Annotated in this window: 10 protein-coding genes and 6 tRNA genes; 14 read left to right on the top strand and 2 right to left on the bottom strand. The window is 46.8% G+C overall.

Annotated elements, in window-relative coordinates; translation table 11 throughout:
* Positions 1–256 precede the first annotated feature (256 nt).
* The 5 genes from rlmKL (at position 257) to rmf (ending at position 6,771) form a co-directional block, all read left to right on the top strand.
* Positions 257–2,398, top strand: a complete 2,142-nt coding sequence (rlmKL, locus tag K0H59_RS08400) for a bifunctional 23S rRNA (guanine(2069)-N(7))-methyltransferase RlmK/23S rRNA (guanine(2445)-N(2))-methyltransferase RlmL (protein WP_220055235.1) — start codon at positions 257–259, stop codon at positions 2,396–2,398.
* The gene (locus K0H59_RS08405; RefSeq protein WP_220055236.1) at positions 2,391–2,630 is read left to right on the top strand and encodes a glutaredoxin family protein; all 240 of its coding nucleotides are present in this window, start codon (positions 2,391–2,393) and stop codon (positions 2,628–2,630) included. The genes rlmKL and K0H59_RS08405 overlap by 8 nt, the downstream gene beginning before the upstream one ends.
* A 1-nt stretch (position 2,631) precedes the next feature.
* A complete protein-coding gene (locus tag K0H59_RS08410; protein ID WP_220055237.1) occupies positions 2,632–4,554 on the top strand; it encodes an ABC transporter ATP-binding protein in 1,923 nt (640 codons plus the stop codon).
* A 27-nt stretch (positions 4,555–4,581) separates the two neighbouring features.
* Positions 4,582–6,408 (top strand): DUF3466 family protein, encoded by a 1,827-nt coding sequence (locus K0H59_RS08415; protein WP_220055238.1) that lies wholly within the window; start codon positions 4,582–4,584, stop codon positions 6,406–6,408.
* Between the two features lie 186 nt (positions 6,409–6,594).
* On the top strand, positions 6,595–6,771 hold the full coding sequence (gene rmf, locus K0H59_RS08420; RefSeq protein ID WP_011071969.1) for a ribosome modulation factor: 177 nt from the start codon (positions 6,595–6,597) through the stop codon (positions 6,769–6,771).
* Between the two features lie 107 nt (positions 6,772–6,878).
* Here rmf and fabA read toward each other — a convergent pair whose 3' ends face one another.
* Both fabA and K0H59_RS08430 read right to left on the bottom strand, forming a co-directional pair.
* Complete coding sequence (gene fabA / locus K0H59_RS08425; protein ID WP_011625892.1) at positions 6,879–7,394, bottom strand: bifunctional 3-hydroxydecanoyl-ACP dehydratase/trans-2-decenoyl-ACP isomerase; 516 nt, start codon at positions 7,392–7,394, stop codon at positions 6,879–6,881.
* A 74-nt stretch (positions 7,395–7,468) separates the two neighbouring features.
* On the bottom strand, positions 7,469–9,202 hold the full coding sequence (locus tag K0H59_RS08430; RefSeq protein WP_088211425.1) for an AAA family ATPase: 1,734 nt from the start codon (positions 9,200–9,202) through the stop codon (positions 7,469–7,471).
* Positions 9,203–9,423: 221 nt separating this feature from the next.
* Here K0H59_RS08430 and K0H59_RS08435 point away from each other — a divergent pair.
* The 9 genes from K0H59_RS08435 (at position 9,424) to K0H59_RS08475 (ending at position 14,666) form a co-directional block, all read left to right on the top strand.
* Positions 9,424–9,514: transfer RNA gene (locus K0H59_RS08435), tRNA-Ser, on the top strand.
* A gap of 647 nt (positions 9,515–10,161) precedes the next feature.
* A tRNA-Ser gene (locus K0H59_RS08440) sits at positions 10,162–10,252 on the top strand.
* Between the two features lie 501 nt (positions 10,253–10,753).
* Complete coding sequence (uvrY, locus tag K0H59_RS08445) at positions 10,754–11,398, top strand: UvrY/SirA/GacA family response regulator transcription factor (protein WP_011622328.1); 645 nt, start codon at positions 10,754–10,756, stop codon at positions 11,396–11,398.
* A 109-nt stretch (positions 11,399–11,507) separates the two neighbouring features.
* The gene (uvrC, locus tag K0H59_RS08450; RefSeq protein WP_220055239.1) at positions 11,508–13,337 is read left to right on the top strand and encodes an excinuclease ABC subunit UvrC; all 1,830 of its coding nucleotides are present in this window, start codon (positions 11,508–11,510) and stop codon (positions 13,335–13,337) included.
* 47 nt (positions 13,338–13,384) lie between these two features.
* The gene (gene pgsA, locus K0H59_RS08455; RefSeq protein ID WP_088211423.1) at positions 13,385–13,933 is read left to right on the top strand and encodes a CDP-diacylglycerol--glycerol-3-phosphate 3-phosphatidyltransferase; all 549 of its coding nucleotides are present in this window, start codon (positions 13,385–13,387) and stop codon (positions 13,931–13,933) included.
* Between the two features lie 210 nt (positions 13,934–14,143).
* Positions 14,144–14,219: transfer RNA gene (locus K0H59_RS08460), tRNA-Gly, on the top strand.
* A 20-nt stretch (positions 14,220–14,239) separates the two neighbouring features.
* Positions 14,240–14,313 (top strand) — tRNA-Cys (locus tag K0H59_RS08465).
* 48 nt (positions 14,314–14,361) lie between these two features.
* A tRNA-Leu gene (locus tag K0H59_RS08470) sits at positions 14,362–14,448 on the top strand.
* 131 nt (positions 14,449–14,579) lie between these two features.
* Positions 14,580–14,666 (top strand) — tRNA-Leu (locus K0H59_RS08475).
* Positions 14,667–14,680 lie beyond the last annotated feature (14 nt).

The following is a 14,680-nucleotide window of genomic DNA, read 5'->3' on the forward strand; positions in this document are numbered from 1 at the left end:
CCGTCTCTAAAGCGGGGCGAACTATAACGGCAGTGCTGTGGCATTGCAAGGAGGAATTTCAAAAAAATGAACGAGTGCTTAATTATGAATCGTAATGGGGGAATTTCGGACAATCTGGGCAATGTGGCCCGCTTATCTGTCGTAAAGAGAGTGGTAACTGCCTGACTAAATCGAGTTTCGGCTAATAACTGTTTATCTTTTATGTCGCTTCACAGGTATAATGTCGCTTTGATTTTGACTGTGTATTGATTATCCCATGCTTAATTTTTTTGCTGCCGCCCCTAAGGGCTTTGAATATAGCTTAGCCCAAGAACTCACAGAATTTGGTGCGACTGAGATTAAAGAGAGTGTTGCCGGTGTCTATTTTACCGCGCCGCTTGCCTTAGCCTACCGTATTACCCTGTGGACGCGTTTGGCCAGCCGTATCGTGCTGGTGATCTATAAGGGCCCCTGTGAGTCGGCGGAGCAATTATATAACGCAGCTTATTGTATTGATTGGTCTGCTCATTTCTCCAATCGCAACACCTTTAGTATCGATTTTCACGGCACTGGCGGTTTTATCAACAACACCCAATTTGGTGCGTTAAAGATTAAAGATGCGATTGTTGACCGTTTCCGTGATGACGGTGATGCCCGTCCAAACGTCGCTCGTATCGATGCCGACATTAAAATCGACGCCCATTTCCGTAATGGTGTGATTACCATTGCGATGAACTTCTCGGGACCTTCTTTGCATCAACGCGGTTATCGATCTACGACCGGTGAAGCGCCGTTAAAAGAAAACCTTGCCGCCAACATGCTAGTGCGCAGTGGCTGGAAAGCCGCGCCAATCACTTTACTCGATCCTTTCTGCGGCAGTGGTACTGTACTGATTGAGGCTGCATTAATGGCTGCCGATATTGCTCCCGGGTTGCAGCGCAGCCGTTTTGGTTTTGAGCATTGGCGCCGCCACGATAAAGCCACATGGCAAGAAATTTTAGAAGAAGCCAAGGCGTGCGCATCTTTAGGGGTAAAACGCTGCGAAGTGAAGTTCTACGGCTCGGATATCGATTCGCGCTTAGTGGCCCTAGCAAAACGTAATGCGCAAAACGCCGGTGTACTTGAACTGATCGACTTTAAAGTGGCTAATGCGCTGAATGTTGAGCCGCCTGCCGCCGAAGGGTACTTGATTACAAACCCTCCCTACGGCGAGCGTTTAGGCAGTGTCTCTGAGCTATTACAGTTGTATTACCAATTAGGCGATAAGTTTAAAAAGGAGTATGGCGGCTGGAAAGTGGCCATGCTCTGTAGCGATATCGAGCTGATTTCGGCACTGAAACTCAAAGCCGATAAACAGATGAAGATGTTTAACGGTGCGCTAGAGTGTGCCTTTAACCTGTATACCTTGCACGCGCAAAGCACTCGCCGTGATACGCCCGTATTGCCGGAAGGGGTGGACATTGCCGATATCGCGCCAGCATTTGCGAATCGTATTAAGAAAAACGCCAAGCAATTAGAAAAGTGGGCGAAAAAAGAAGGTATCGACAGCTACCGTTTATATGATGCCGACATTCCCGAATATAACGTGGCGGTCGATCGCTACTTAGATCATATCGTGGTGCAGGAATATATGGCGCCGGCCAGTATTCCTGAGGCCGTGACAAAACGTCGTTTAAGCGATGTGCTCTTGGCGCTGCCTGCTGCGATTGGTGTCGATCCGCACAAGATCACCATGAAGACCCGTGAGCGTCAAAAGGGCACCAATCAATATCAAAAGCTCGATGAGCGTAAGCTTGAGCTTATCACCACCGAATATGGCGCTAAGTTTAAGTTAAACCTGACGGGTTATTTGGATACTGGGTTGTTCCTCGACCACAGATTAACCCGTCGTTTAGTGGGACAAAAATCGAAAGGCCGCCGGGTATTGAACCTGTTCTCCTACACAGGTTCTGCCTCTGTGCATGCCGCATTAGGTGGCGCTAAGTCGGTCACGACGGTCGATATGTCCAACACCTATCTTGCGTGGGCAAAGGAAAACTTTGCGTTAAACGATCTCAGTGGCAAGCAGTATGAGTTTGTGCAGGCCGATTGTTTGCAATGGATCCGCGATAGTGCGCTCGATAAATCCGCGCAATACGATTTGATTTTTATCGATCCGCCGACCTTCTCTAACTCCAAGCGCATGGAAGATTCCTTTGATGTGCAACGTGACCATGTGAACTTACTGGGCATGCTTATGAAGCTATTAAGTCCAAATGGGGAAATAGTGTTCTCTAACAACAAACGCAAGTTTAAGATGGACACCGAAACCTTGGGCAAGATGAAAATCAAAGTGGAAAACATCGATGATGTGACTTTACCTATGGATTACAAGCGCAATCCCCATATCCATAATACTTGGTTAATCACCCATGCATAATGTACCACAAGCGGGTTACATTCTATACCACACCGAAGGCTGTCACTTATGTGAACTGGCAGCGGCATTGCTTAATGCCGCAGAGGTGCCTTTTACGGCCATCGATATTTGCGATGATGAAGCCTTAGCTGAACGTTATGGCGTGCGTATTCCCGTGGTGAAGGCCGCGGATGAGCGTTGCCTGTTTTGGCCCTTTGACGCTACCCAATTACAAGAATTTTTAGGAGCTTAGTTTGAGTCTGGTTCGTATCAATAATGGCTCGTTAGCCTATGGTTACACTCCGTTGCTGCAAAATGCCGATTTTACCATTGAGCGCGGCGAGCGAGTGTGTATTGTTGGCCGCAACGGTGCGGGCAAGTCGAGTCTATTGAAGATTTTATCCGGCGATGTGCTGCTCGATGAAGGTGAGTTCAACATCGATGGCAGCGTCACAGTCAGCCGTTTGCAGCAAGATCCACCAAAGGCGGAGCAGGGCTCTGTCTACTCTTATATCGCTGCAGGCTTAAAGGAAGTCGGTGAAGCGTTAGAGCAATACCATCAACTGTCCCACGATGTGGCTTATGCCGAACCTGAGCTGATGGAGCGCATGCTTAATCAAATGCAAAAGCTGCAGGAAACGTTGGATCATCACAACGGCTGGCAGCTTGACTCGCGCATTAAACAAAACTGTGAGTTATTAGGCCTCGACCCCGATAAATCCTTAAGTGAATTATCCGGTGGTTGGCAGCGTAAAGTGGCGCTTGCTCGTGCCCTCGTCAGTGAGCCGGATTTATTACTGCTTGATGAACCGACTAACCACTTAGATATCGATACCATCGAATGGCTGGAAAAATTCCTGCTGGATTTCCAAGGCGCCATCGTGTTTATCAGCCACGACAGGGGCTTTATTGCCCGCATGGCGACCCGCATCGTCGATTTAGACCGCGGCGTGGTGACCTCATGGCCTGGTAATTACCAAGCTTACCTTGATGGTAAGCAGGAATGGTTAAGGGTTGAAGCCGAGAAAAACGCCTTATTCGATAAGCGATTAGCCGAAGAAGAAGTCTGGATCCGCCAAGGCGTTAAGGCCCGTCGTACCCGTAACGAAGGCCGCGTGCGTGCACTCAAGGCGCTGCGTCAAGAACGTAGCGAGCGCTTGAATCGTCAGGGCAATGCCAAGATGGCGGTGGCCGATACTGAGCGTTCGGGTAAGTTAGTCTTCGATGTGAAGGACTTAAACTACAATCTGCCCGATAAAAATCTGGTTAAAAACTTTAATACCACGGTACTTCGAGGCGACCGTATTGCGCTTATCGGTCCGAACGGTTGTGGCAAATCAACCCTTATCAAGCTGTTGATTGAGAAGTTACAACCTCAATCGGGTGAGGTGAAAGTCGGTACTAAGTTAGAGATTGCCTATTTCGACCAATACCGTGAGGCGCTGGATCCTGAGCAAACCGTTGAAGACAACGTGGGTGAGGGTAAAAAGACCATCACCATTAATGGTCAAGATCGCCATATCTTAAGTTATCTGCAGGATTTCCTATTTTCGCCGATGCGCGCCCGTACGCCTGTAAAGGCATTATCGGGCGGTGAGAAAAACCGATTACTGCTGGCTAAGTTACTAATTCGTCCTGCTAACCTGATTATCCTCGACGAACCGACAAACGATCTTGATATTGAGACCCTAGAATTGCTAGAGTCGCTGCTGACTGAGTATCAAGGCACACTGTTGCTTGTGAGCCATGATAGGGCCTTTATCGATAACACTGTCACCAGCAGCTGGTGGTATGCGGGTAATGGGCATTGGAGCGAGTATGTTGGTGGTTATCAAGACGCAATTGACCAAGGAGCAAAGTTTTATTCAGAGGAACCTAGTCAGCCAAACACGGTCGAAGCTACTGCGACAGTAAAAACCGCTGAGGTAAAAGTGGCCGAGCCCGCCAAAGCCGCGAAAAAACTGTCCTATAAGTTACAGCGTGAATTAGAGGCCATGCCTGAGTTGATGGAAACATTAGAGGCAGAAATCCTCGAATTGCAAACCACAGTGGCAAGCCCAGATTTTTATAGTCAAACACAGGATAAAATCAATTCGGTATTGAACCTGTTGGCGGATAAAGAAAAGCAATTGGAAGTTTGCTTCGAGCGATGGGAAGAGCTTGAGTCACTGAAGTAAACCAATAATAAAATGGGAATAGAATTAATGAAGTCAAAGTTGGATAAAGCCCTCTCCTTGGTTGCCTTAGGTGTCCTTGGCGTATTACACAGTGCCCATGCCGCACCCGTATATGAAATTGTTAATCTTGATAATTATGATCTGCAAGGTACGCTCGAAGGCACTCGAAACGGTTATGCCTTGGGCGTGAATGCCAACGATGAGTTAGTCGGTATCGCTAAAGGTAAGAAAAAACTCAGTACTTCTGATGTGGAAGGTGGGGTTATCGACGTTGAAGATGGTATTGCCCCTGAGGAAACCATTACTTACTCCATTACGGCAGCTATTGTTGCCAATAACTTTGCGTTTATTGCCGCGCAAAATGGTGCCGCTGGTGCATGGTTACCGACCTTCGATAGTATCAACGGCACTACACCACCCAGCGATACTTCGGTAGTTAACTCTGTCGATACTTTTTACTACGGCATCAACGATGCCGGCGTGAAAGTGGGCAGCATGACGGCCCCTGAAAAGAAGACGGAAAATACCGCAACTACAGATGATACGACTGATTACTGGTATTACCGTGATTATGAGTATCGCGGTGTAGCCAAAGTAGGCGATAGCGAAATCCCATTACTGCCACCTTACACTCAGTACGTGAAGGATGATAAAACGGTTGAGTTAGGCGGTTGGTCGGCGGCGACGGCGGTTAACAACAATAATTTGGTTGTTGGTTATGCTAGTACCGATATCAGCAAATACGGTGGCGACCGCGTAGCCTACTGTTTAGGCACAGATAATACGTTACCGTTAGATGTGTGTATTCAACGCGAGCAATACCCTAATGCTCAAGGTACACGCAATATTCAGTACCAAACCCGTGCTTATGTATGGCAACTGGACAATGGTGCTGCAACGGGAACCGCTTTACCTTTAGGGTTAACTCCGGCCAGTGACAATACGCTGACCTTTACCGCCCAAGCGTTGGGTGTTAACAATGAAGGTGTGGTCGCAGGACGCTCGCACGTTTACCGTAACGGTAATACCGATAGATTACGTCAGGACGCAGCCTATTGGAGCAAAGATGCTGAGGGTAACTATCAATACCATTGGATCCCGATGGGTGATTCTATTTCAAGCTCCATCGCCTACGATGTGAATGACAGCGGTATTCTTGTTGGTAGCTATCGTAGTTATATCCAAGGATATTTACGTGATAAGTTCTTCTACTTTGATACCAATACGCCTGAAGTGGCTTATGTTACGCCAAATGACTTTGCATCAACTACCACGGACCTATCTAGCAAACCCAAAGATATCAATAATAAAGGTCAAGTTGTTGGTTATATTGAAACCACCTATGATAAGGAAAAACCACGTCCTAAGGCGGGCTTCCTGTATGAGAAATCTACTGGGGAGTTCAGTAACCTCAATAACTTGCTGACCTGTGAATCCAAGGGTTTTGAAAAAGGCTCTGATGGTAATTGGACTCGCCATCAGGTCGAAGTGCAGGATGGCACTGGTAAGGTGCTAAGCTACAACAGCGATATTCTGGTTGTTGAAGCCGCAAGCATTAATGAAGATGGCACTATCGTAGGTACTGCCTTTATTCGTAAACCTTCCTATCAGTTTGACTCGGATGGTAATGTTATTGTGGGTGAGAATGGTTTGCCGCTATTTGAACTCAGTGGTAATGGTGACCCAGTCACAGCTTATATTCCGCGTATGGTTGTATTAAAACCGACCACTAATGGTGAAGCTTGTACAGTGGATGAAAGCACTGACACAGGCAATTACGAACGTAAAGGTGCCGCTTCTCTTGCTTGGTTACTTGCGTTACCTTTAGTCTGGTTACGTCGCCGCACTCGCTAATTTTTCAGCTTGAATTCAGACTCAAAAAATCGAGGCAAAATGCCTCGATTTTTTTAATCATGATCTCAATAGTTTAATAAATAGTCGATAAAATGGACGATTTTTTGATTGATCTCGAGGCTGAAAAGCACTATCTCTATGGATGAAGCTGTTGCTTCTATTTCACGTAGAACAGAGGACGCTTGCATGAAAAGACAAAAACGAGATCGTTTAGACAGAGCTTTTTCCAAAGGATTCCAGGCTGGTATTGGGGGCCGCTCTAAAGAGCTTTGTCCTTATGCAAATCTTGATTCGCGGTCACAGTGGTTAGGTGGTTGGCGTGAAGGTGTGGATGGCCGAGTTAATGGGCTATTTAATAAATAACGAGTGTTTCTCGTGGATTAAATAGCCCAGAACAGACAGAGTAATGCAGCATAATTGCCCTCAGATGAGGGCATTTTTGTATCGAGTCGTGTAGGGTACAGCAGCGATTAGAAGGTCGAAGTGTCGCTAAATACGCCAACTTTTAAATCGGTCGCGCTATAGATTTGACGACCATCCACTTCAAGGATGGCATCGGCAATACCCATGACTAACTTGCGATGAATAGTACGCTTGATATTTAGCTTGTAAGTCACTTTTTTCGCGCCGGGTAATACTTGTCCGGTAAATTTCACTTCACCTACGCCCAGCGCGCGGCCTTTACCCTCGGCGCCTTCCCAACCGAGGTAAAAACCCACTAATTGCCACATGGCGTCTAAGCCTAAACAGCCTGGCATCACTGGGTCGCTAATAAAGTGACAGCCAAAGAACCATAGGTCTGGATTAATATCGAGTTCAGCAACAATTTCACCTTTGCCAAATTCACCGCCGTTATCGTTAATAGTAATGATCCGGTCGATCATCAACATATTATCGACGGGTAAACGAGGCGAGTTTGGACCAAATAAATTCCCATGGCCACAGGCGATGAGTTCTTCTTTATTGAAACTGTTTGCTTTATTCATTGTTTTACTACTCCAGCAATAAGAGCCGCCAAGATTAGCGAACACGTGTAAGCTAAACAACTCCGATCAGCTAATTAATGGCGAAATAATCCCAGTTTTGCGAGTAACCTCGTCATTAAGCTAATCTCCTCTTCGCCATTTCCTGCCAACTTATCTAGCCGTTCTTGCACTAGGCCGTATAAGGAGTCTTCTGGGAAGTCATTATCTTCATTGGCCACCCCCGCGGGCATCTGCATCAGCAGCTCCACCGCTTCGTCCATATGCTCAATCGCATAGATATGGAATTGTCCTTTGCCTACAGCTGTTATCACTTTTGGGGCAAGGTTAAGCTGCAGAACGTTCGACTTCGGCATAATCACGCCCTGTTCGCCAGTTAAGCCGCGACGCTCACACAGATTAAAGAAGCCTTCAATTTTCTCATTAATGCCGCCAATGGCTTGCACATTACCGAATTGATCCAAGGCGCCGGTAATCGCGAGTGACTGGATAATCGGTTGCTCGGCAATCGCCGACATCAAACAGCAATATTCGGCGAGCGAGGCGCTATCGCCATCGATCTCTTGATAGGACTGCTCGAATACGATGTTGGCATTAAGGTGCAACGGTGCATCGCGACCAAAGATACGATACAAACAGGCAGAAAGGATCATCATGCCTTTGGCGTGGATATTGCCACCCAGCTCGGACTTTCTTTCAATGTCAGCCACTTCGCCATCACCATAATGCACGGTTGCGGTGATCCGCGCGGGTTCGCCGTAACTATGGTCAATCGCATCGATCACAGTCAGGCCATTAATCTGTCCTACCATAGCGCCTTCAGTTGGCAGATTTATGAAATTGTCATCAAAACTTTGCCCCGAAAATTCCTCAGAGCTGTTATGACGGTAGTTGGCTTGCTCGAGCGCGTGTTCAATACTGGCGGCATTGATAGAGGCTTTGCCGCGATAAACCTTAGCCTGAGCCATTAATTGGGCAAAATCGAGCATTGAGAGGCTTAAACGGCGTTGATGTTCGGTCAACCTCGCGCTGTGCCTAAACAGCGGCGCAAGGCTTGATTGCTCTAAACCAACTTCAACGCTCTGAGCCACGGCTTGTAACCAACTGGCATATTGCACTTCTTTAAAGCGCGTCAGATCGAGTTCACTCGCCAGCTCTGCCAGCAAACTAAAGTGGCGCTGAAATTGCCAGTCTTCTGAGCGGACTTGGCTATAGATTAAGCCTGCACCAATAAGAATGATTTTACAATTTAGCGGAATAGGGCTGAGGTGACTGCTTATCTGATACGATTTTTGCGTCAGAATTTGCATGACCAGATCCCATAGGCCTTCGCGTTTCCACAGCGATTCGGCGCAGATAAACACATAGTGGCACTGGGCGAGTGCACCGGGTTGATATTTGCTGCCATTTGCCGATTGCACCATGCGACCGAGAAGATCGGCACGGCGGATATTGCCACTCAGGTAACGGTAACTGACATTTTTCTCGGCAATGGCGCCTTGATTATCGAGCGGCGCTTCATACTGCCATTGGAACTGAATGGCTTTTTCTACAGGCCGAGCCGCCACTAAATAAGCACTGGATAAGGGCTCGACAGTTTCCATTAGGGCTTGCATGATTAATTGTCGGTCGATGCCCGGAAAATCGGCGAGGTAGAGCTGTTGATCGGCAATGGCGTTATGTAACTTAAAGGCATCCAATACACGTTCTTGCCCTAAAAGCAGGGCTTTTAACCCTGTGGCCGATTGCGGCAAGGTAGGAAGGTTAAATTCAGGCGCGAGTGAGGATGATGGTATTAAGAGTGAATTCATATAAGCATTTACCATGAAAAGTTACCGCGATTTTACCATACCAAGACGGCAAGTCTCTTACTGTATAGGTGTTTTTGCGTTGGTTTACTCAGATATTGCTGAAAATTTGTTGGCAATTTGCCTGAAAAAACATCTTGGTGAACATAAGATGAGCATTTGACACAATATTGAAAAATTGCTGTTTACAAGCACCGATGATGCTTATATTATTTGCGCCATTCGGAGGGGTGGCAGAGTGGTTTAATGCACCGGTCTTGAAAACCGGCGTGGGTTTATAGCCCACCCAGGGTTCAAATCCCTGCTCCTCCGCCATATTTTACGGAAAAGCCATCAGCAATGATGGCTTTTTTGTTTGTGCAATTTGAACCCGGGTTCCTCATTCTCAGTGCAGCTCCTACGCCATATTTGTTAGAAAGGCCGCTAAGTCATTAGCGGCCTTTTTGCATTCAAGTCCACACAAGCTTCCTGTGCTTTATTTAATACTGCATCTGAACAGAGCCTGCTTGAGTACTTCCTTGGCTCATATGGGGTCGCATTCGCTTCAGTCTCTCGCATTGTCTTAAATGAACTTATATTTGCCTTGAGGGTTTATACCTACCTTCTAAGCCACTTATGAGTTCAGTCATCAGCATCGCCAATTTGCCTTCACAAGCCTTTAGCGCGCTTTGATTTGAGTGACTTTTTATCGAGTCTTTATTTCGACTATATAAAGTGGCTACTTTAAGGTGCTGTCGAGTTAAAGAAGTTAATGGGGGGGGGGCGAGTGTATTGAGCGCAGCGTTTTTGGCCTAAGTGGCTATAAGTACAACCTTAATTTAGGGATAACACGGCTTTTGATTGAAGATTAGGCGTTATTCGATGGATTTATCGACGACTGAGTATCAAATCGCCAATCAATTCAATTAATAATAAATTTAGGTTTACAACCAGAGGGGAGATAGCTATTATCTCGCTCGTTCGGAGGGGTGGCAGAGTGGTTTAATGCACCGGTCTTGAAAACCGGCGTGGGTTTATAGCCCACCCAGGGTTCAAATCCCTGCTCCTCCGCCATATTCTACGGAAAGCCATCAGCAATGATGGCTTTTTTGTTTTTGCTATTTGAACCTTAGGTTCCTTATTCTCAGCGCAGCACCTCCGCAATATTCCACAGATAAACCATCAGCAATAATGGCTGTTAGTTAATATCATTTGAATCCCAGAGGTTCTCATGCTAAGTGCTGCTTCTCCGTCAAATGCAATCCAAAGACCGCTAAACAATTCGCGGTCCTTTGTATTTTAGCCTTCCATTCTATGGTGTTTAAAACTTGCGGCGTTGAGCACACACTTGGTTATTTGCCGTGAATACCGAAACCCGCAGCGCCTTAAGTGCAGAATTTAAACTGGGTTAATGAGTCCGTTGTTCCTTTAAATATCATCTAGTTAACAATATTCATTTTATGCTTTGCGAAATGCCATTGTTGGGCTAAATTACCCTGATAACCTATATTCCGGTTGCGGTATTCTGATTTGACTACACTGTGTTAGTCGACATTGGTTAAAGGTGGATAAAAGTTGATATCGATATATTTAGTTGACGACCATGAGCTTGTAAGAACTGGGATCCGTCGCATCTTAGAAGATGAACGTGGGATCAAAGTCGTGGGAGAAGCGCCAGATGGCGAAACCGCGGTACAGTGGGCGAGACAAAATGAAGCCGATGTCATCTTAATGGACATGAATATGCCGGGAATGGGGGGGCTTGAAGCCACGCGTAAAATTTTACGTTATCAGCCCCATGCCAAGATTATTGTGTTAACTGTGCATACTGAAGATCCTTTCCCCAGTAAAGTGATGCAGGCGGGCGCGTCCGGTTATTTAACCAAAGGGGCGACACCTCCCGAAGTACTGCAAGCGATACGTCAGGTTTCCCGTGGTCAGCGTTATTTATCCCCAGAAATTGCCCAGCAAATGGCATTGAGCCAATTCAACCCTGCCGATGAGAATCCGTTTAAAGCCTTGTCTGAGCGTGAGCTACAAATTATGTTGATGATCACCAATGGTGAAAAGGTCAATGATATTTCTGAGCAGCTCAACCTTAGCCCAAAAACCGTTAACAGTTACCGTTATCGCTTGTTTGCCAAACTAGGGATCAGTGGTGATGTGGAGCTGACCCGTTTAGCGATCCGTTATAAAATGTTAGACGCTGGCCATTTCTAGTGGCCGCTTGTGTCAATGAATCTAGCATTAATTAAGTGTTAGCAGTGAGTGTGAAGACGATTTATCAAGTTGTGTTGAAGACAGTGAGTCAAAGAGTGGGTGTATAACGATGTCGACAGGTTTTAACGCCCAGAGTTTTTTACGCACAGTTTCATCCTCTGCTGGGGTTTATCGCATGTATGACGTCAAAGGTGACGTCATCTATGTGGGTAAAGCCAAAGATCTTAAGAAGCGCTTATCCTCCTATTTCCGTAAAAACCTTGGGAATGTGAAAACCCAAGCGCTGGTGTCCCATATCCATCATATCGATGTGACGCTGACCCACAGCGAGACCGATGCGCTGCTGCTTGAGAATGACTATATCAAGCAGTACATGCCCAAATACAATGTGTTACTGCGGGACGATAAGTCATACCCCTATATTTTCTTGAGCCAACATGAGCATCCACGCCTCGCATACCATCGCGGGCCGCAGCGGGAAAAGGGCTATTACTTTGGGCCTTACCCCAATGGCGGCGCGGTGCGTGAAAGTTTGCACTTGATGCAAAAGCTGTTTCCTATCCGCCAGTGTGATGATCTCTATTATAAATCCCGCACTCGTCCCTGCCTGCAGTACCAGTTATCCCGTTGCAGTGCACCTTGCGTCGGTAAGGTCAGTAATGCGGAGTATGACGAGCAGGTTAAACTGGCGAGTCTGTTCCTAAAGGGAAAAGATAAGCAAGTCATCAGTGAACTTGTGGCAAAGATGGAAGAGGCCGCCGGGCAGCAAGCCTATGAGCAAGCCGCGCGTTTTCGCGATCAAATTATGGCGCTGCGCCGCGTGGCCGAGCAGCAAGAAGTCTCGGGCAATACCGGGGATATGGATGTTATCGGTGTGCACTACGCTTCGGGCATCGCGTGTTTTCACCTGTTATTTATCCGCGAAGGTAAAATTTTTGGTAGCCGCAGCTATTATCCAACTGTGCCCGCGCAAACGGATATCGAAGAAGTCTTACGTTCCTTCCTATTACAGTTTTATTTAAATGCCGATATTCAACGCACAATTCCTAAGGAAGTGGTGATAAGCCATCATTTTGAAGAATTGCATGAGTTAGAAGCGGCCGTCTCTGAGGCGCTAAATAAAAAGTTCAGCATCAAAACCAATGTGCGCGCCGACAGGGCAAGCTTTTTGCGCCTTGCACTGACCAATGCCACCAATGCGGTGATGACGCGTCTGTCCCATAAAAACACCGTTGAACAGCGTTTTGTCTTGCTGGAGGAGATCCTCGAGCTCAATGCGCCCATTCAGCGGATGGAGTGTTTCGATATCAGTCATACCATGGGGGAGAGCACGGTAGCCTCCTGCGTGGTGTTTAATCGCGAAGGACCACATAAGGCCGAATACCGCCGTTATAATATTGAAGGTATTACGCCCGGCGATGATTATGCCGCAATGAAACAAGCCATTAGTCGTCGATTTGATAAAATCGATGCCAGCGGCAAAATTCCTGACATCTTATTTATCGACGGTGGCTTGGGCCAGCTACGTATCGCGCAGCAAATAGTGGATGAGAAATTCGTCAATTTAGATAAAGCGCCGCAGCTTATTGGGGTGGCAAAGGGGGAGAGCCGTAAACCCGGGCTTGAAACCTTAATCTTTGGCGACACTGAAACTAGCTTTTCCCTCGAAGATGACTCGCCAGCGCTGCACCTTATTCAACATATTCGCGATGAGTCTCACCGCTTTGCGATTACAGGCCATCGCAATCGTCGTCAGAAAACCCGTAACACGTCGACGCTCGAGTCGATTCCTGGCATTGGTCCTAAGCGGCGCAAGGCGTTATTGCAACATCTTGGTGGTTTACAGGAAGTGAAGGGCGCGAGTGTGGCCGAGTTAGCGAAAGTACCCGGTATTAGCATAGAAATGGCACAAACCATTCATGATGCATTGCGAGGGTGATAAATTTAAGGCAAGATTGGCGCTGCTTTTGACTAACTGGTTTGATCATGCCGTTTAACTTACCTATAGCATTAACCCTTTTTAGGCTTTTTTTACTGCCCATCTTCGTGGTGCTCTTTTATCTGCCGTACAGTTGGACTCCCTTCGTGGCTGCATTTGTGTTTTGGCTTGCCGCCATTACCGATGCCTTGGATGGCTATGCCGCCCGTAAACTCAAGCAACTCACGCGTTTTGGGGCTTTTCTCGACCCCGTTGCCGATAAACTGATGGTGATCACCGCGCTGGTGTTGCTGGTGGATCAATATGCCGATATTTGGTTAACCTTGCCGGCACTGTTTATGATTGGTCGCGAAATTGTGATTTCAGCCCTGCGTGAATGGATGGCCGAATTAGGTAAGCGCGGGACGGTTGCGGTTTCTTGGATCGGCAAATATAAAACGGCGGCGCAGATGGTGGCGATTATTGGCCTGATCTGGCAATACAACCCACTCATGATCACCGCGGCATTTGTGCTGTTATATATCGCTGCCGTGTTAACCTTCTGGTCAATGATGAGTTACATTTTAGCCGCCTGGAAAGATTTAACGGCTGAATAGCGCAATAAAAGATCAAAGAGATTATTTAGTGCGCAAGCAGTAAGTTATCGATAAAACAGCGGTTGACACTGCATGGTAAATAGGTAGAATGCCTCCCCGTAGACGAGAGACGAAGTGAAAACAAAATCTTAACTCTACGAGATGCAACATAAGCTCAGTTGGTAAGGTGGATACGATGCCTTGTTTTTTGAGTGAGTGTGAAATCGAAATGCGACATTAGCTCAGTTGGTAGAGCGATACCTTGCCAAGGTATAGGTCATCGGTTCGAACCCGATATGTCGCTCCAATCTAAATGATTGGAAATATGGCGCGATGGCAGAATGGCTATGCTGCGGATTGCAAATCCGTCGATCTCGGTTCGACTCCGGGTCGCGCCTCCATAATTAAGATATTAATGACACGATTCCCGTCGTTAATATAAAGAGTTTGCCCGAGTGGTGGAATCGGTAGACACAAGGGATTTAAAATCCCTCGCTGGTAACAGCGTGCCAGTTCAAGTCTGGCCTCGGGTACCATTATTATAATGGTGACAGCTCAAAGCGAGCTGAAGCGTTAAACTTCGTTAATTATATTTTTGAAATATAAGTAAAATAACGAAGCAAAGAGTTAAAAATATCAATAGCTGTGCTTGCGATATTCAGAGTTTGCCCGAGTGGTGGAATCGGTAGACACAAGGGATTTAAAATCCCTCGCTGGTAACAGCGTGCCAGTTCAAGTCTGGCCTCGGGTACCATTATTCTTAGTGAA

The organism is Shewanella sp. FJAT-51649, from assembly GCF_019457435.1.
GTDB classification, from domain to species: domain Bacteria; phylum Pseudomonadota; class Gammaproteobacteria; order Enterobacterales; family Shewanellaceae; genus Shewanella; species Shewanella mangrovisoli.